The 19,023-nt window shown below is 37.6% G+C and carries 15 protein-coding genes; 2 read left to right on the top strand and 13 right to left on the bottom strand.

Annotation, left to right across the window (positions count from 1 at the left end; translation table 11 throughout):
- On the bottom strand, positions 1 to 1,268 hold a 1,268-nt coding region (locus MWU84_RS16350), incomplete at its 3' end, for a fibronectin type III domain-containing protein (RefSeq protein ID WP_246903609.1).
- A 438-nt stretch (positions 1,269 to 1,706) separates the two neighbouring features.
- Between MWU84_RS16350 and MWU84_RS16345 the strand changes: the two genes are divergently transcribed.
- Together MWU84_RS16345 and MWU84_RS16340 are read left to right on the top strand one after the other, a co-directional pair.
- Entirely contained in the window at positions 1,707 to 2,312 is a 606-nt protein-coding gene (locus MWU84_RS16345) for a hypothetical protein (protein ID WP_246903608.1), read from the top strand.
- A 34-nt stretch (positions 2,313 to 2,346) separates the two neighbouring features.
- Complete coding sequence (locus MWU84_RS16340) at positions 2,347 to 3,417, top strand: hypothetical protein (RefSeq protein WP_246903607.1); 1,071 nt, start codon at positions 2,347 to 2,349, stop codon at positions 3,415 to 3,417.
- Between the two features lie 121 nt (positions 3,418 to 3,538).
- Here the strand turns inward: MWU84_RS16340 and MWU84_RS16335 are convergent, their stop codons facing one another.
- The 12 genes from MWU84_RS16335 to MWU84_RS16280 form a co-directional block, all read right to left on the bottom strand.
- Entirely contained in the window at positions 3,539 to 4,696 is a 1,158-nt protein-coding gene (locus MWU84_RS16335) for a GNAT family N-acetyltransferase (RefSeq protein WP_246903606.1), read from the bottom strand.
- 63 nt (positions 4,697 to 4,759) lie between these two features.
- Positions 4,760 to 5,938, bottom strand: a complete 1,179-nt coding sequence (locus MWU84_RS16330) for a GNAT family N-acetyltransferase (protein WP_246903604.1) — start codon at positions 5,936 to 5,938, stop codon at positions 4,760 to 4,762.
- A 218-nt stretch (positions 5,939 to 6,156) separates the two neighbouring features.
- The gene (locus MWU84_RS16325) at positions 6,157 to 7,323 is read right to left on the bottom strand and encodes a GNAT family N-acetyltransferase (RefSeq protein ID WP_246903601.1); all 1,167 of its coding nucleotides are present in this window, start codon (positions 7,321 to 7,323) and stop codon (positions 6,157 to 6,159) included.
- A gap of 212 nt (positions 7,324 to 7,535) precedes the next feature.
- Positions 7,536 to 8,717: a GNAT family N-acetyltransferase gene (locus MWU84_RS16320; RefSeq protein WP_246903598.1), complete on the bottom strand. Its 1,182-nt coding sequence runs from the start codon at positions 8,715 to 8,717 to the stop codon at positions 7,536 to 7,538.
- A gap of 181 nt (positions 8,718 to 8,898) precedes the next feature.
- Complete coding sequence (locus MWU84_RS16315; RefSeq protein WP_246903591.1) at positions 8,899 to 10,068, bottom strand: OmpA family protein; 1,170 nt, start codon at positions 10,066 to 10,068, stop codon at positions 8,899 to 8,901.
- 288 nt (positions 10,069 to 10,356) lie between these two features.
- Complete coding sequence (locus MWU84_RS16310; protein WP_246903588.1) at positions 10,357 to 10,821, bottom strand: hypothetical protein; 465 nt, start codon at positions 10,819 to 10,821, stop codon at positions 10,357 to 10,359.
- An 8-nt stretch (positions 10,822 to 10,829) separates the two neighbouring features.
- Complete coding sequence (bshA, locus tag MWU84_RS16305; protein ID WP_246903586.1) at positions 10,830 to 11,969, bottom strand: N-acetyl-alpha-D-glucosaminyl L-malate synthase BshA; 1,140 nt, start codon at positions 11,967 to 11,969, stop codon at positions 10,830 to 10,832.
- A gap of 269 nt (positions 11,970 to 12,238) precedes the next feature.
- Positions 12,239 to 15,151 carry a glycoside hydrolase family 3 N-terminal domain-containing protein gene (locus MWU84_RS16300; RefSeq protein ID WP_246903583.1) on the bottom strand — a complete coding sequence of 971 codons (2,913 nt, stop codon included), beginning with the start codon at positions 15,149 to 15,151 and terminating at the stop codon, positions 12,239 to 12,241.
- A 104-nt stretch (positions 15,152 to 15,255) separates the two neighbouring features.
- Positions 15,256 to 15,738, bottom strand: a complete 483-nt coding sequence (locus tag MWU84_RS16295; protein ID WP_246903571.1) for an ABC transporter ATPase — start codon at positions 15,736 to 15,738, stop codon at positions 15,256 to 15,258.
- Positions 15,739 to 15,921: 183 nt separating this feature from the next.
- Positions 15,922 to 16,713: a (Fe-S)-binding protein gene (locus MWU84_RS16290; RefSeq protein WP_246903569.1), complete on the bottom strand. Its 792-nt coding sequence runs from the start codon at positions 16,711 to 16,713 to the stop codon at positions 15,922 to 15,924.
- 15 nt (positions 16,714 to 16,728) lie between these two features.
- Positions 16,729 to 18,054: a (Fe-S)-binding protein gene (locus MWU84_RS16285; protein WP_246903568.1), complete on the bottom strand. Its 1,326-nt coding sequence runs from the start codon at positions 18,052 to 18,054 to the stop codon at positions 16,729 to 16,731.
- Between the two features lie 11 nt (positions 18,055 to 18,065).
- Complete coding sequence (locus tag MWU84_RS16280; protein ID WP_246903566.1) at positions 18,066 to 19,022, bottom strand: MlaD family protein; 957 nt, start codon at positions 19,020 to 19,022, stop codon at positions 18,066 to 18,068.
- Between the last annotated feature and the right edge of the window lies 1 nt (position 19,023).

Raw genomic sequence — 19,023 nt, 5'->3', positions numbered from 1 at the left:
GTATTTTGGGTAAGTCCCGTTACATTGAAAGTAAGGGCTCCCGTAGTGGTCCCGATACTGACACCGTCCTGAAAGATGGTGTATCCAGTAACCCCTATGTTATCCGTAGAAGCGGTCCAAGAAAGGTTCGTGGTAGTAGTGGTGGTGCCATTGGCCGCTAAATTGCTCGGTGCAGTTGGCGCCTGACCATCAGCGGCCGTCAAGGTGGTGACATTTGCCGTATTACTGACCGGTGAAACGTTCCCTGCTGCATCCGTTGCCGTTACCGTAAAGGCATAGGTTGTATTTTGGGCAAGTCCCGTTACATTGAAAGTAAGGGCTCCCGTAGTGGTCCCGATACTGACACCGTCCTGAAAGATGGTGTAACCTGTTACCCCAACGTTATCCGTTGCGGCCGTCCAGGAAAGGTTTGTGGTCGTTGTTGTGGTTCCGTTGGCATTTAAATTACTCGGTGCCGTTGGCGCCTGGCCATCGACTGGAGGTAAAGTTGTAACATTTGCCGTATTACTAACGGGTGAAATGTTCCCTGCTTGGTCCCTAGCCGTTACCGTAAAAGCATATGTCGTGTTTTGAAAAAGACCGGTTACGTTAAACGTAGTAGCACCGTTGGTGGTCCCTATATTGACACCATTCTGAAATATGGTGTATCCCGTTACTCCAACATTGTCCGCAGAAGCGTTCCAATTTAAAGTAGTACTAGTGGAAGTTGTTCCGCTGGCTACTAGGTTGGTCGGTGCAGTAGGTGGTGCCGTATCGCCACCAGCAGGAAGGATTGAGACATTGTCTATAAATACGGTATTTCCAGCAGTATTCCCTGATGAAGAGGTTCCATTATAAATAGTTATTCGGGGATTGGAGGAAGTTGCAGTAACATTAAAAACGTATTCCGTCCAATCCGTCTCTGAAATTACAGTGGTGGAAAATCCGGTGACGCCTGACCAATTGGCAAAAGCCGGAGCTGCCGGAACTGTGACTTGTGGCCCTTGCCTTGCCCAAATCCTGATAACATAATCCGTACCTACCGTTGCATTATAAAAATAATCCATACGATATCTGTTACCGGTATTGGAAACCATTCTTATGGCAAAATTTCCAAGCTGGGGGTTTGAATTATCCGAGCTGATTACCGCCGTGCCCGACCATCCTGCTGTGGAATTCGCTTCATTTGCAATAGAAGCTGCGTTGGATTGGGTATGTAAATCTTGGCCAATTGCCCCATCCAAAAACATCAAAGAAAATGACAATAATAATAGTAGTACTTTTTTCATATAAAAGCTTGTTAAAATTGAAAGAACATAGGGAGGGAATTTGTCGTAAAATTAACATATTTTAAGACCTTAAAGTATTATAATCTATGAACTGCACTTAATTCCCTATCAATGGTAAAAAATAATGTAAATCTATCTTAACAAGGTTATTTAAAATCTTTTTTTAATAGTTGACTGCCAATTCCGGAATAGAAGTAGTTTCAATATAAGTTGCACCCTTCATAATTAAATATGTATTTCCCCATCAAAATGAAGTTAATTCTATATTCTAAAAAACCTTTTATCAAAGTATTCTATTTAAGAAGTATCCAAAACCTATTCCCTTATTGGGAAATATGTTACATTTGTCGATTATATTTATTCTTTCGACTAAAGTTCAATATATTGTTATGCCCTATTTGTATTTTTAACTAATTAAATCTTACTCAATTGTTATTTATGCGTAACACTCAGCTTTTTAAAATTGCTATATCACTCGTCTTTTTGGCTGGTTTTGTAGGCTGTAGTCCAGAAGATGGCGCAGACGGCCTTAATGGTTCTAATGGTATTAATGGCCTTGACGGCAGTAATGGATTCAATGGATTGATCAAAACGCTTGTAGAGCAACCAGGGGCAAATTGTTCCAATGGTGGATTCAGTGTTCAATCAGGATTGGATGCCAATGCCAATGGAACTTTGGATGCCAATGAAGTGACAAGTACGGAATATTTGTGCAACGGAGACAATGCTGATATTACTTATCAATCCTATGTTTCATTGCTTAGTCAATCGGGGACGGAGAATCCAAGTTCCAGCGTTCTGGAAAATACTTTGGATTTAAACATTAGTTGGGTCAGGGAGTCTCAGGGAAAATATGTGGGCACCCTCGACAAAACGATTACCATTGGTAAAACCGTTATTTTTTATACCACACCAACAACCCATACCGGGGTAAGAGGGGAAATAATCGGCGATAATCAAGTCAGAATTGAACTTCAAAATGGCATTAATGCCTTTATGGATAATTTCACCAACCTGTCGTTTGAGTTAAGGCAATATGAATAGAGCAGGTCTAAATCCTCCCTTAAATTATATAATCATGAAGAAAAAATACATTATACCCATAGCATTACTTTTCGCCCTTTGTGGTTATGGTCAAGGAAATTACTACCCTGCTTCAGGCAATGTAGGGATAGGCACACTAACGCCAAATTATAGCCTAGAGGTGGCCGGAACATTTAGCGCGTCTGAAATAATCGTAAATGGAACGGAGTTTGTAAGTTCCCCGTGGACCCTAAATGGCTCCAACACTTTTTACTCCGCTGGCCGAGTAGGTATAGGCACTAATAATCCAGGTTTTGCCTTGGATGTGGCAGGTACGGTCAATGCAACAAATTTATTGATTAACGGAAGTCCACTTCCAGCATCGCCTTGGAGCCTTAACGGCCTTAATGCCTTTTATAACGCAGGACGTGTAGGCATAGGCACCAACAATCCAGGATTCGCGTTGGATGTGGCAGGTACGGTAAACGCAACAAATCTTTTGATCAACGGAGCCCCGCTTCCAGGTTCTCCGTGGTCCCTTTCCGGATCCAACACCTTTTATAGCGCTGGCAATGTGGGTATTGGCACCAACACTCCTGATTTTGAGCTCGACGTTGAAGGAACCATAAACGCCAATGAACTGCGTATCAACGGGGCACTACTTACCAGCTCTCCTTGGTCCGTTAACGGAAATGACACATTCTATAATACAGGTAATGTGGGAATTGGCACTTCAAATACCCAAGGCTATAGATTGGCTGTTGATGGTAATATGGTGGCAGAAGAAATTAAAGTAGAATTATCACAAAATTGGCCGGATTATGTCTTTACTAAATCTTATGATCTCCCAACTCTGGAGGAGGTGGAGAGGCATATTTTAGATAAAGGACATTTAGAGAATATCCCAAGTGCCGCACAAGTTGAGCTGAACGGGATTAAATTGGGAGAAATGAATTCCAAACTATTGCAAAAAATAGAGGAATTGACCCTATATGTAATTCAACAACAAAAAGAAATTGAAGCGTTGAAACTTGCCAATTCTAAATTGGAAGGCAATAAGGAGTCTCTAGAATTATTGACAAGTCGGTTGGATAAACTTGAAAAACTAATAATTAACAATAAATAGATTTACCTTATCCTAAATTTTTATTCAGTTATTTCAGCGGGTTCAACTCTTTATGGTTGAGCCCGTTTTTTCGTTACTCCAACAGCTATTTATATACTCATGGCAACCTATTTGACTAGTACTAGTATAAACTGAATTTTATGATTTTGGAAGTGCCCTTTACAATAAAGGAGCCGGGCTCATCGGTCAATTTATATATCTGAATATCTTTTGAATGCTCGGAAGTACTATATTGAAATTCATTTACACTTTTTCTTAATGAGTTAAATTCTTCTTGATCCAAATCAATCAGTTCTAACTTAATATTTGTTGGGAACACCTTTAATTCTACTATTTTTATTTCCGGCTCCTTGTTTTCCTGAACAGTGTCCTCTGATGTATTAGTTTTTAATACTTTCCTGGTTGCGTCCTTTATAAATCTTAATTTCGGTCTCAACAACAATTCCTCCTTTTTAATGTTGGCCCATAATTTGGCCCCAAAATTATGTTTTGGATATAATATATAGCGCTCCAAATTAGTTATAACATTGCAAAACTCTCGCTTATATCTTAGATCGCCCTTCATTAAATCAAATATGGTATAATTATTCTCAAGACACCACTCCAGTTGCTTTATAATATCTATATAGCCTAGCCTAAATTTAGAATAATCAATATCATATGACCTAATTTTGTTGACATACACACCGGCAACATGATAGTTGAGGCATATATCAATAGGTCTGTTTTCATTATAAATAACATATAAGGAAGCTTCTTTTTTCCAAATCATCTCGAAGGTGCGCTCCTTATATAAATTCCATTCCTTCATCGCCTGATGCTTATCTCCCCTTTGAGAAAATCTTTCCTCGATAAATTTTTTCAAATATGCAAAAAGCAACTCATAATCCTCCTTTGATATTTCTCCAAAGTATATTTTATAGGTAATATCAAAGCATTTTTCCAATCTATTGACCAACCCTCTTAATCTAGATCTACTTTTTGCTCCCATTTGGGTTTTTAAGTACTCTTGAACATCGGAATAACCTTCAAGATTTACGTAAAAACCCAAAACGTTACTTTTCAGAAAATTATAGCCATTATAGTTTTCATGTAATTCAATATTCACATAAGAGGGTACATCTTCCAAAATATGAATCCCCGATTTGGAATTATTCCCAGTGCTCTCCTGAGCATAAATGATATTTTCTGGACTATTTTTTAAATATACCTTGTTAATGACAGAACACTCGGTCTTTTTCTCAAAGTACACCGAATCAAAAATGACACTTTTACTCATATTATTTTAAAGAATTGCAACCTATGAACTAAACTAATATCAACCAATTTATTCAAGTAATTGCTATTTATAGATTATTTGTTGGGCTTTATTTTTTCCAGCAATAATATAGGAATTTTCTCTGTCCAATATCTTATAGACATTGAGAGTATTGGAATGCTCTGAATTAGTGTATTGAAAGTCATATTTTATTTTTCGTAAAAAAGAATATTCGTCCGTACTTGTATCTACCACAAGGTGATCCTTAAATGGTACATTCTCAACCAAATCGACCAATTCAATTTTAGAAGCCCCAGATTTTGATGATGCGGACCTCTTTTCTGTATTTTTTTTAAATATTGATCTAATTTTGGGCATTATGGGAAGAATATTTTTTTCTCTTAAATATATTTTGAACTTTATTACAACGGCTACCATATTGGCCATTACTCTTTTAATAATATTTTTTTTATTGTACAATACGTGACACTCATACTGCTCTATAGTATTGCACCACATACGCTTGTAAGCCAAGTCGCCCCATCGCATATCAAACTTACTGTATCCATTATTAAAACACCATTCCATTTTTTTCAAAACAGCTAAATTACCTAGTCCAAATTTAGCATAATCAATATCGTAGGATGTAATGGCACTGTCAAAAATATTTTCATATAGAAAATTTAGGCCGATCACAATTGGTTTTTCACCATCAGAAACTAAAAAAAAAGTTGCCCTTTTATCCAATATTAACTGATAGGCATTTTCCTTATAAAATGTCCACTTCCTTAATGCAGAATGAGCTTCATTCCTTTGAGAAAACCTCCTGTTTATCATTAATTCCAGTTCATCAAACAGGAAATTATATTTTTCTTTGGTTATTGAACCACAGTACATTTCATAGGTAATATCAAAACAGTTTTCCAATCTTCTGAGGCGACTTTTGATAGTTTTGATCACTCCCTTTTTTAACTGACTCTTCATGAACTCCTCCACATTAACAAAAGTCTCCAAATCCGCCCTAAAACCAGGTATTGCATAAATTTTAAGTAGATCAAAGGGAGAATTCTCCTTATCAACTTCAAGTTCAAAATATGGCGGGATGTATTGTACAATACATATGTCATTTAAATATCTTCCCACATTTTCTGTACTCTTATTGACCAATTTACTATCATTGGTTCTATTATAGACACTTTGGTAAAATGGATATACAGAATTCCTTTCGAAAAACTCAAAACTAAAATTCAATTTTTTAAGCATGGGGAAACTTATTAAATACAATTTGATGTTGACAAAATTTCATTTTCTTACAATTTTCTGTAATTTTAATCAATCATAAACGTTTATTGTGGCATCAACTGTATTTTTAAATATACATGCTGTAAAATGGATCTCATAAATAATCATATTTTAACTCCAATCTCTACTCCAAGAAAAATCACAACCTCAATGATTCTATGGCATAGAAGAAAAATGGTTTAAAAAACAAGCCTTTGTAATTGCGATTTTCCTGCAATTATATAAGTCGTCTTATCATTGTTTACTTGATAAATATTTATATTGTTAGTATGTTCCATATTATAGTATTGAAAATTATACACTGGATTCCGCAAAAAATCCAATTTATTTTCATCTAAACTCAGCAAACTTAATCTGTCCTTACTAGGAAGATTGGTTAGATTTTCAATTTTAAAAGATGGTGCACTAGTACTTTCAACATTTTGACTGGGTTTATGCCTGCTTCCATAACTAAGATTAAAGGGTAATATTTTATGTTGAAGTAAGAATTTCTTTAAAATGATGAGCTTAGCAACCATAAATGCTATAGGCATGGCAATAAATAAGTTGTTATACACAACGTCGCACTTATATTCTTCAATGGCATTGCACCATAGTCGCTTATAATATAATTCTCCCCAACGCATGTCTATTCTTTGGTAATCATTTTGAAAACACCATTCCATTTTTTTATAAACGGCAATATTCCCAAGACCAAATTTGGCATAATCAATATCATAAGATGTTATGGCACTATCCAGAATATTTTCAAAGTGATAATTAAGATTTATTGATATAGGTTTTTTACCATCATAAATAACAAAAAGGGAGGCTCTTTTCTTTAAAATTAATTCATATACACTTTCCTTGTATAGATTCCACCTTTTTAGACCAACATGCTCCTCTCCCCTTTGTTTAAACCTATCCCTTATCATTCGTTCGAACTCCTCAAACAAAAACTTATACTCTAAATCATCAATATCTCCAAAATGAGTTTTATAGCTAATATCAAAACAGGATTCAAGCCTTTTTAACTTGCTTAAAATATTCTTCCGATGCCTGGAACCCAAATGTGATTTTAAATATTCCTCGGCATTTGAATATTGACCTAAGTCCATTATAAAACCAGTTCTGTATTTAACCTGAAATGCCCTATATAATTTATTTTGCCCGCCTATTTTTAAATCAAAATAGGGCGGAATCATGTTTACCACGCATACACATAGACCAGTTTCATATGCTTTTAATGCCTCCGAATTTTCATTATTAATGATATGCCCATTAATATTATTAGTTATACTTTCATAAAACGGTAAAATCGAATTTTTTTCAAAAAATTCGAAAAAGAAATTCAATCTTCTAAGCATGGGAAACTTTATTTAAACTAAAGGAATTTAATGAAATATCCTTTTGTGGCATGATAGGTCTATTAAAGCTGATTTAGACTATAGAATAATAGGTAAATTAAAATTATACAAATAACCAAACCAATAATAGCTCCTATATTTTTATGGGCATAATACTATGACCACCAGTGATAATAATTTACAAAAACTTATACCAATGTTTGGAAGCAAATTTACAAAATAAGTTTTTGCAATTTGGACTTCCCTTGGATTATGTAGCTCATTTTCTCAGTATTGATGCTGTAAACCCCAATATTCCCAGTATGCTCATTTTTGGCATATTGGAAATTATATACATGATTACGTAAAAATCGGAACTCTTCTTTATTTACGTCCAATATACGTATTTCTTCTTGGGAAGGAAGCGCCTCCAACTCTTCGAATCTGGCAACAGCTACTTCATCAACGTGTTTTCCTGAATTTTCATTATCCTTACCGTTGAATAAAAATTTTAAATTTATTGGCCACATTTTGCGGTCTTCCAGTGCCCTTTTCATATTAACTCCTTTAGAAATAAAAAAAGCAAGCAATATAGAGGTTGGGATATTTTTATTATAGACAATGTCGCATTTGTACTTCATTATGGCATTGCACCATAGACGCTTATAGGCTAACTCTCCCCAACGCAAATCTACTCTAACGTAATTATTTTGAAAACACCATTCCAATTGCTTTACTAAGGCAGTTTGTCCTAAACCAAATTTAAAATAATCGATATCATAGGACGGAATGGCAATATCCAAGATATTTTGATAATGATAATTCAAATTTATTACTATAGGTTTATTCTGATCATATATTACAAAAAGGGAAGCTCTTTTGTTCCGAATAAGATCATAAACACTTTCTTTATAATCGTCCCATCTTTGAAAACCAACGTGCTCGTCCCCTCTCTGTTCAAACCTATTACTGATCATTCTCTCAAACTCCCCAAACAAAAAGTCATATTCCACTTTTTCAATTTCACCAAAGTAACTTTTATATGTTATGTCAAAACAGGTTTCCAGTCTTTTTAATCGGCTTAAAATATTTCTCCTGTTTTTAGACCCTAAATGTGACTTCAGGTAATCATCGGCATTGGAAAATGGACTTAAATCCATAATAAACCCAGTTCTAGGTTTAACTTGAAATGCTCTATAAGGGCTGCTTTGAATATTTATTTTTGCATCCAAATAGGGAGGAATAAAATTCACCACACTTACTTTATTTTTATTTCGCCCTATTTCTTCGGAATTTGTATTAATAACAATTCCTCCATTTGTATTATTGGTTATGCTTTCATAAAACGGTAACATAGAACTTTTTTCAAAAAATTCGAAAAAAAAATTAAATTTCTGAAGCCTTCTGTTAATCATAACTTCCTTTATTTTATTACAATTAATTATATCTAAATAAAATATATGTGAAAATGTAATCCGGTTCACAAATGCATCCTAGATAAAAGCTGAGCATTTACCTAGGATGTTTTAAATTGTTTTATTGGCCCAAAGAATTAATAATCCATTTCAACTATTCTGAATGGCTTAGAAATTTTATTTAAAATTCAACCACCTCAAACTCAGATCTTCTGTTTAGTTTGTGTTTTGATTCTGGACAGTAGGTGTTATTGTCACATTCATTCGTTAATTGAGTCTCTCCATATCCATCACCAGTTAACCTTGAAGCATCAATTCCCTTCTTAGCTATCAAATAATCCAGGGTCTGTTTTACCCTCTTTTCTGATAGCCATTGGTTGTATTTCTCAGCTCCTCTAGAGTCGGCATGTGAGCCTACTTTTAAGGTCAAAGCTGGATTTTCTTCCATCAACATGGACAATTTGTCCAACAATTCCTTGTATTCCTTGCTAAGGTACGAAGAGTTGAGACTGAAGTACACATTGCCCAAATCTTTAATTTTATTTTCCAACTCTGTCCTCCTTCTGTTCTCTGCATCTTTTCTAGCCTGCTCTTCTGCTGCCAAACGCGCCTTTTCCTTTTCCTGAGCCAATCGCTCGGCCATAAGTCTGGCCTCTTCCTCTGCCTTTTTAGCCGCTGCAATAGAATCTGAAACCCTTTGGTTTTCTTCGATCAGCGCCAATTTCTCCAGTCCTTTTTTGGACAATTCCTTTTCAATTCCAAACCTGTATACCACTCCAGCGGAATGCTGCAACTGTTTGGTGGATCCTTCCTTCAGCCCCCATTTTCCCATGGTATTAAAGTTTAATCCCCATCTATCATTGAACCAAGTATTAAAACCAAAACCCGCATTACCAGTAGCCCTTCCTACAGAACCAATGTCACTATAACCGGCTCCCACCTGAAGGAATGGATCAAACCAGCCCGTTTCGCCTATAATCTTGTTCAGGTCATAGCTTATCATACCATCAATGGCGTAATAATCCCTCTCAACAGTATTAATTGCTCCGTCCACTTTCTTTCCGATATCATATTTATTGTAAGAGCCTATAGCCTTTATTCCAAGTCCATTTTTAAAAAATCTACCTATACTTATAGAAGAAGGATAAGGAAGTGCATTCCATGTATCCTTAATATTTAGGAAATCATCACCAAATGGAGTAGCGGAATCGTCCACAATATTGTATCCGACTCCCAAGACCCATGAACTGGTAACGACACTGTCCTTGGCATTAAGTTGTAATTCTTGGGCACCACTATAATTAAAGGAAATAGCACATAAAAAAGTAATAGCAAACGCGTAGGTTTTCATAGCATTGTAATTTTGGGATTCTTTATAATCTTTGTCCAAAGCTATGGCAATGTTAAATGGACTCCATTTAAATTCTATAAAAAGCCCCGAAAATCGATAAGCGGTTTCCTACAAAACTTGTTTCTGGAAATTCTAATTTCCAATATTTTTTCATCCAAGAAAACGGCATTTTAACCGATATAATTGGCTTTCCGTATCATTGAAAGGAAAACCTGTACTGGGAGAAAAATGTGACTGTACAAATATCCAAAATCAGGATTTTAATTACCCAGCAGAGCTCACAAGGCTCTATTTCAATTTCTGAAAACTAATTTTTTTTGGGGTAAGGGGCATTTTGTAAATACAAAAGGGCATAGTGGCTACATTGGGGTATTCTTTCTCGACTGAGGTGTGCTCTTTTAGTCCAATTACGATATTATCCTCGGAATCTTCAACAATGACCAACTCCGATCTATCTATACCTAAGCTAGTTCCTGCACAATATACCAAGAGTAATTCCCTGCTAAAATCTACCTCGGGAATTGGAAGTCCTGGTTTTCTGGTTTTATTTATTTGCAGGAAAAAATTCTTTAACGCTTTTGAATCACGAATTACTTGAAATTCCGTTTGTTCCACCCCACTATAATTATCTTGAAGTACCAATTGAAGTTCCTTTGAATTTTGTGAAGAACTAACATCCCTATCCTTTGGCAACCTTTTTTGCCCAGAACAGGAAACTCCTAAAAGGAATAAGAATAATAGTAATGATCTCATGAATTCTACTATATACTTTCGTGTCTCGCCAAAAGGGCCTTTTCATATATTGCCTCATACAATGGTAATACCTTCAAGATATCAAAGTCCATAGCCGCCTTCGCCGCATTGTTTTTGAACATTTCCAAAGTTTGGTCGTCGCTCAATATCCTGAGGGCATTATCAGCCATCTCATCCACATTGCCCACATCGCTTAAATAGCCAGTGATGCCCTGACGGTTAACTTCTGGTATTCCTCCAGTATTACTTGAAATAACGGCTACCCTATTGATCATTGCCTCCAAGGCCGCCAATCCAAAACTTTCCGTTTGCGATGGCAAAAGGAACAGATCCGAAAAGCATAAAATCCTATCTATTTCATTACTATTTCCTAAAAAGATAACCTTATCGACAATCCCAAGCTCCTCGCACAAACGCTCTGCACCTTCCTTTTCTGGGCCCTCGCCAACCATAATCAACTTGGCGGGTATTTGCTTTTGAATCTTATTAAAAATATTTATCACGTCCGGAATACGTTTTACCTTCCTAAAATTACTGATGTGCGTTATAATTTTTTCTTCTTCCGAAGCCATCAGGGAACGCTGGCAGTCCGTGAAGTGCATGCTGTATTTCCTTTTGTCTATAAAATTAGGGATAACCTCTATTTCATTTTTTATATCGAACAACTCCAGAGTGCTCTCCTTGAGGTTTTGGGAAACAGAGGTAACCACATCTGATTGATTAATACTAAAATTAACCGCTGGCCTATAAAAGGGGTGCTTGCCCACCAAGGTTATATCCGTACCGTGCAATGTGGTTACCATAGGGATATAAATTCCTTCCTCCTCCAACATTTTCTTGGCCATATACCCGGCATAGGCGTGCGGAATGGCATAATGCACATGCAATAATTCAATACCGAATAACTTAATAGTATCTACCAATTTACTGGAAAGAGCCAACTCATAGGGCTGATAATGGAACAGGGGATATTCAGGTACGTGTACCTCATGAAAGTATATCTTATTGCTCAACAATTCCAAACGCACTGGTTGGCGGTAAGTAATAAAATGAACTTCATGTCCCCTATTGGCCAGGGCAATTCCCAATTCAGTTGCCACCACTCCGCTACCTCCAAAAGTAGGATAACATACTATAGCTATTTTCATCTATTTATTTTTATTGCATTTAGCGGAAAACAACCAACATTTACTATTATAACAATCATTGCCCTACGGTAAATGCCATATTTCCATCAATTCCCTTATATCAAATATCAAAGCCAAGCTACTTCCACCAATACTCGATCATCCTATTACTGCGGTTCTTCATAATCAGTTTAGTCGAACGAGTTCGGAGAAAATTTCAAGCAGCTTAACAAAAAAAATGATATTCTTCCCCTAACGAATACTGGTTTATGTTTTTACAAAGAAAAGGTTTAATTTATAATCGCTTCATAAATGGCCTTTTGAATCCGTGTTCTTAACCCAGATTTAACTAATAGCGTATTGGAAGCCGAAGGGTAGGTTCGGTTGGATAAAAAAACATATACCAAATCCTTTTCGGGATCGGCCCAGGTATAAGTTCCTGTGAAGCCACTATGCCCAAAGCTTTTCCTGGAAACTAAACTGCAGGCGGGGCCACCCCCATGTGGTTCTGGTTTATCAAAACCTATACCACGCCTTACATTTCTATCACAAAAGTAACAGGTATTGAACTTCTTTACCGTTCTGGCCTCGAAAAACTGTTGTCCCCCATAAAAACCATTTTGCAAATACATCTGCATAATCTTAGCAACATCATTGGCATTACTGAAAAGTCCGGCATGCCCCCCTACTCCGCCCTGCATTGCGGCCCCCATATCATGTACATAACCCTGGACCGTCTGGTACCTATAATAATTATCCTCCTCCGAAGGAACAATGTCTCCTTTTAAAAACCTGTTTAGGGGATTAAAACTTGTATGCGTGGCCCCAAGGGGCTTATATATAAACTCTTCTGCCAAACTATCCAAGCGTTCTTTATACGTATCCTCTATGTACTTTTTCATCACATAATAGGCTATATCACTGTAGCGATATCTATTGGATTTAAGGTGTTGCCTTCCAATTCTGTTATAGATGGAATCATTATACACATCCGTTATGTATAGTTGATCTGCCACCTTAACGGAATAGCCGTTGGTTGGCTGCTGCCGGTAAAATTCATTGGAAGGTTTTCTTTTGTCATCCAAAGTATTAATATAAAAAGCTATCCAGGCCGGCAATCTGCCATAATGCGACAAAGCCTTAAGGACTGTGACATTTTTTAGATCTGAATTGGAGTATGCCGGTATAAGTTCCTCGAAAGTATTGTCCAAGGCAATTTTCCCCTCCTCCTCCATCTTCATTACCATGGGCAAGGTTGCCAATATCTTGGTAATCGATGCCAGATCATAAATATGATGGGGTGTTATCTTTTCTTCGGATTGATAAGTTGGGTGCCCAAACCCTTTATTGTAAATTACTTTTCCCTTCCTCGCTACAACGACTTGGGCACCAGGAAACATCAGGGAGTCTATTCCATTTTTAACCATTTCATCCACTTTTGCCAATTTTGTAGAACTTACACCCACCCTCTCCGGAAAGCTGTATCCCAAGCGCATTAAGGATTCTAAAGAAATGGAGGTATTAACAGGAAAGTCTGTATTGGAGGTTACAGGTAAAATCCCCTTTGCTGGAAGAGCCCCAAAAATTATCTGCGCCGTTTTTTCCTGGGCTATAGTACTATTTTGATATCCTACGATCACCGCGTCAATACTTTCAAAAGACGTCACATCCAAAAGAGCGTAGGGCTTTGCAAATACGGCCAGAATAAGATTGGAGGTACGCTCCCTCGCTATTTCCCCTAACCAGGACAGTTCATTTTTGGTAAATTTATAGGCTTTCCATGGACTCTCATTACTCTTATGAAGGCCAATGATTACCAAATTATAATCACTTAACCTCTGTTTTAAGGTGGTTATATCCTTACCGTTTATCTGTGTTACAGTAGCATATTTGTTCAATTCTTTCAGAAAGGGATCACTTTCTGCATCCCCGAATTTTACATAGGCAATTTTCTTGTTTTCCAACTTCTTGATGGCCATCAAAGAAAAATCGTTTTTAACCACGGTAATGGCGTTCTCCATAGCCTCCTCATAAAGTATATCATCTTCCAATGAATTTAAATCTTCATATAGGTTTTTAGTTTCTATAGGTTTATAGTTGTTTAGTCCTACCTTATATTTTGCCATCAAAATCTTCTTAACGGAAGTAGCCAACCTATTTTCGGTAATCCTACCTCTATTATAGGCTTCCAAAAGTTTAACCTTGGCCTTGGCAACATCCAAAGGCATTAAGAGAATATCATTACCCGCCAAAAATGCCGAAAGCTCTACTTCGCCTTCCTTAGCAAAATTGGATACTCCCTTCATATTTAGTGCATCGGTGAATACCAATCCCTTGAAGTTAAGCTGTTCCTGCAAAACATCTCCAATAATCTGTTCGGATAAGGACGATGGGTAACCTTCCTTAATTTCCAAGCTGGGTACGCTTAAATGGGCCACCATGACACTACTTAAGCCCTCCTTGATCAGTTTCCTATAGGGATACAGTTCAATACTGTCCAAACGCTCCCTTGTAAAGTCGATTACGGGCAAAGCTTTGTGCGAATCCACCGCGGTATCCCCATGTCCTGGAAAATGCTTCCCGCTGGATAATACTCCGGCGTTTTCCATACCTTTCATAAAGGCAATCCCTTTTTGAGCCACATTTTCCCGGTCCTCACCAAAGGAACGATTCCCTATTATTGGATTCTTTGGGTTAATATTGATATCAATGTCAGGGGCAAAATTAATGTGCACCCCCAATCTTTTGGCGTGTTTACCTATCCGGTTTCCTACTTTTTCAACTATGGCATTGTCCTTGATTGCCCCCAAAGTCATATTCCAAGGGAAGGCATAGGTAGAATCCAATCTCATAGCCAGTCCCCATTCGGCGTCCATACCGACCATCAATGGAATTTTTGAATTCCTTTGAAAATCGTTGGTCAATTGTGCTTGGCGGACAGGACCTCCAGTGGAGAAGATGACACCCCCAATATGATGATCCTTGATCAACTTTTTGGTTTTTTCCGTACTTGCCTTATCCTGATCAGAAGTAACCATAACCATAAACAACTGTCCCAATCTTTCATCAAGGGACATTTGACTATATGTAGTCTCTACCCAGTTACGTTGAGACAAAGTATCCTTGGTAACCAATGGGTTTATTTGACTTTGAATAGTATAAATTGATATAAAAAATAGTAAGACTATATGATTTATGCGCATAAAAAAATCCATCTTTGATGGTAACTAAGAATTATTTGAATTATTGTACTTATCCGAAATACGACCCAAACCCATGGTTGAGCTGTATTTTCAGCGGACGTTCCTTACATAAAACGACCATGCCAGCTTTCTTCTGCCGGCACCTCCCAATGATTTTGGTATTCGTGCTTATTGGTAACCAAGTTATTAAAGACAATGGTGTTTTTGGAAACCGCTTTTTGCTTGGCCATTTTCTTGAAGTCGACCAAAGATTTGTATGCCACAAAATCGCCCTGCTTATAAGAAACATTCATTTTGTCCAAAAGTTCCACATTGTATTTCTTCTCCAACTGCTGTATGAAACGAACCGAAGCATCGATCGAGCAACCGGAAGCAACATTTAAGGTTTGGTCCAAGGCTAGAATAATAAATCTTTTATACCTAATTTCATAGCCAGCGCGCAAATCGCTGCCATGAGCGGTCCAATCCGCGATAAAGGTATCCAGTTCCTGCCTTAGCTGCTGCAATTCTTCTTCAGAAAAACTTCTACTGGCTTGAAAGATCCAAACTCTAGATTCATCCGGCAATGTGTTAAATTCTACGAGCATTTATTAAATTTTTAATGTTCCTCCAAACGACTGTACATTTAGTTAATCGTTTGGTTCAATTCTACCTGGTCTTTATCTTGGCTGGTCAAATTATAAAGTGTGGTTATTTGCTTTTATTCCAATATCCTTATGCATACTCATTGCGAGTAAGCCAAGGATATCTTGGTTATTGTTTCGACAAATTTACAAATCTTCCGCGCTGGCGATCAACTCGGCAATATCCATTACCGCCACCGAGCTCTCTTTTTCCTTATTCTTAACACCATCGGTCAGCATAGTATTGCAAAATGGACATCCTGCGGCGATTATTTCTGGTTTGGTGTCCAAGGCTTGTTCCGTACGTTCCACATTAATATCCTTACTGCCTTTTTCGGGCTCTTTGAACATTTGAGCCCCTCCGGCACCACAACACAATCCCCGTTTTTTACAATTCTTCATTTCCACCAGTTCGGCATCCAACTTGCGTATCAGTTCACGCGGAGCTTCATACACATTGTTGGCCCTCCCCAAATAGCAGGGATCGTGAAAAGTAATTTTTTTACCCTTAAACTGCCCCCCTTCCATACTTATACGTCCTTCATCCAACAACTGCTTTAGAAATTGGGTATGATGCACCACCTCATAACTACCTCCAAGGCTCGGATATTCGTTTTTTAGGGTATTAAAACAATGAGGGCAAGCCGTAACCACTTTCTTTACCTCGTAGGCGTTTAAAACCTCAATATTGGTCACTGCCTGCATTTGAAACAAAAATTCATTACCTGCCCTTTTTGCAGGATCTCCCGTACAGCTCTCTTCGGTGCCCAGAACGGCAAAGCTAACATTCGCCTTATTCAAAATTCTAACAAAGGCCTTTGTTATTTTTTTTGCCCGATCATCAAAACTTCCCGCGCAACCTACCCAAAATAATACTTCCGGTTGTTGGCCTGCTGCAAAAAGTTCTGCCATTGTAGGCACTTTCAGTTCATTTTCCATGGTACGGTAATTTCTTTATGATTCCTTGGACCAATTGAGCCTATCCATTTGGTTAAACGGCCAAGGGGCTCCATTATTTTCTATATTTCCCATCATATTATTTAGGTCCGATGGAGCGGCCGATTGCTCCATTACCAAATATTGACGCATATCCATTATAATAGACAAAGGGTCGATACTTACGGGGCAGGCCTCTACACAAGCATTGCAGGAGGTACAGGCCCAAAGCTCCTCATGGGTTATATAATCTCCCAACAACTGTTTGCCATCTGCAACAAACTCTCCCTTATTGGCATCAATATTCTTGCCAACTTCTTCCAATCTATCCCTAGTATCCATCATAATTTTACGAGGGGACAACTCTTTACCCGTTTGGTTGGCCGGGCATTCACTGGTACATCGCCCACATTCCGTACAGGTGTAGGCATTAAGCAATTGCACCCATTTAAGGTCCATTACATCCGAAGCACCAAATTTTTCAGGTATGGGGGCATTTTCATCTGGGGCAGCAAATGGATCGGCACTGGGATCCATCATCAACCTTACTTCCTTGGTCACCGCCTCCAAATTATCGAACTGTCCCTTAGGTCTTAGTTTTCCAAAATACGTATTTGGAAATGCCAATAAAATATGTAGGTGTTTGGAATAATATAAATAATTCAAGAACATTAGAATACCAACGATATGTAACCACCATGCCGATCTTTCTATCAAAATAATGGAAGACATCGACATTTCTTGAAACAAGGGAGCTATAAACTGGCTTACAGGAAAAGCCCCAGCCTTGGTGTAATGCACGGCATCCATTTGCTGCAATTGATAATCCGCGGCGTTCATAGTCAAAAAAAGTATCATCAGGACCAATTCTATATACAGAATTAAATTCCCATCCTTTTTTGGCCAGCCACTCATCTCAGGATTCAAGAATCTCCTTAACTTAATTACATTTCTACGAATCCAAAAAATTACCACCGCAATAATGACCAGTAAGGCCAGTATTTCAAAAGATCCTATTAGAAAACTGTAAAGTCCACCCAAAAAGGCAAATATCCTATGGGTCCCAAAAAGACCATCTATAATAATCTCGAGGACCTCAATATTGATAATGATAAAACCTAGATAGACTATAATATGAAGAATTCCCGCAATAGGACGGACTACCATTTTGGTCTGTCCCAGTCCAATCCTGAACATATTGTTCCATCGTTGGGATTTATTATCACTGGTGTCGACCTCTTTACCCAATTTAATATTTCGGGAGAGTTTTTTAATATTTCTTGCAAAAAATCCAATTCCCGCAAAAAGTATAATTGCAAAAATAATATTAGGGATAAAATCCATATTGTGGTTCTCTATTTTTCTGCCGGGTCTTCTTCAGGAACAGCGTAATCTATTTGCTTTTTACCAAATACGGAAACATTTACATACCGCTTTGGATTTAAACGAAAATCCTGCAATAATAAATCCAATTCCCTAGAAGCGTCAGCTAGATTGTTATACAGCACTTTGTCATTAACCAATTTTCCCAAGGAACCCTCACCGCCTTCAATTTTAGCCATCATATTATTAATGTTGCCCATAGTGGATTGCAAATTTTTTATGGTCTCCCCCAAACCAGCGTTGGCCAGCGTATCCGAAAGCTTATTAAAATTCTCGGTAATGACACTTAAATTCGAAAGGGATTTGTTCAGGTTATCTTGATTGTCCGCTAAAAGACTATTTAGAGAATTGGCGCTGCCCTGAAAACTTTTCACCAAAATGTTTAGACCTGCAATACTCTCCCTTAAATCCTTTTTAGTTTTTAGATCCAAAATATCATTAACGTTCATCAAAAGGGAATCGGCATTGGTTACGGCTCCTTCCACTTTCATTTGCAATGGAGTCAAGCGTTGCTGTACCAGTTCCGTAAGGCCAGGTCTGGTGCTGGAAGGTAATGTATCTCCAGATTTAGCCATGTCGGCATCATCAAAAACGGGCTTGATCTGTATTCCCTTTCCCCCGATAATTCCAGTATCATACAATTCTGCACTACTGTTTTTGGAAAATGAGAAGCTGTTGTCCACCGTAAAGGTCACCAATAGATTCCCTGAGGCATCATTGAATTTAATATCATTAACTTTTCCCACGGAGAAGCCGTTGATGGTAACCTGAGTCCCGGACTGTAAACCTCCCACATGATGATATACTGCATGGAAAGTTTTGCTATTATCGAAAAGAGGCGTAGATTTTAAATAACTAAAACCAAGTATGAATAAAAGAATCCCCCCCAAGACTATAATACCCGTTTTTATTTCCCTAGATATTTTCAAA

It is taken from the genome of Arenibacter sp. F20364 (assembly GCF_023015905.1).
In the GTDB taxonomy this organism is placed as follows: domain Bacteria; phylum Bacteroidota; class Bacteroidia; order Flavobacteriales; family Flavobacteriaceae; genus Arenibacter.
The sequence above is the reverse complement of the archived record's forward strand: the minus strand, read 5'-3'. Positions and strand labels throughout refer to the sequence as shown.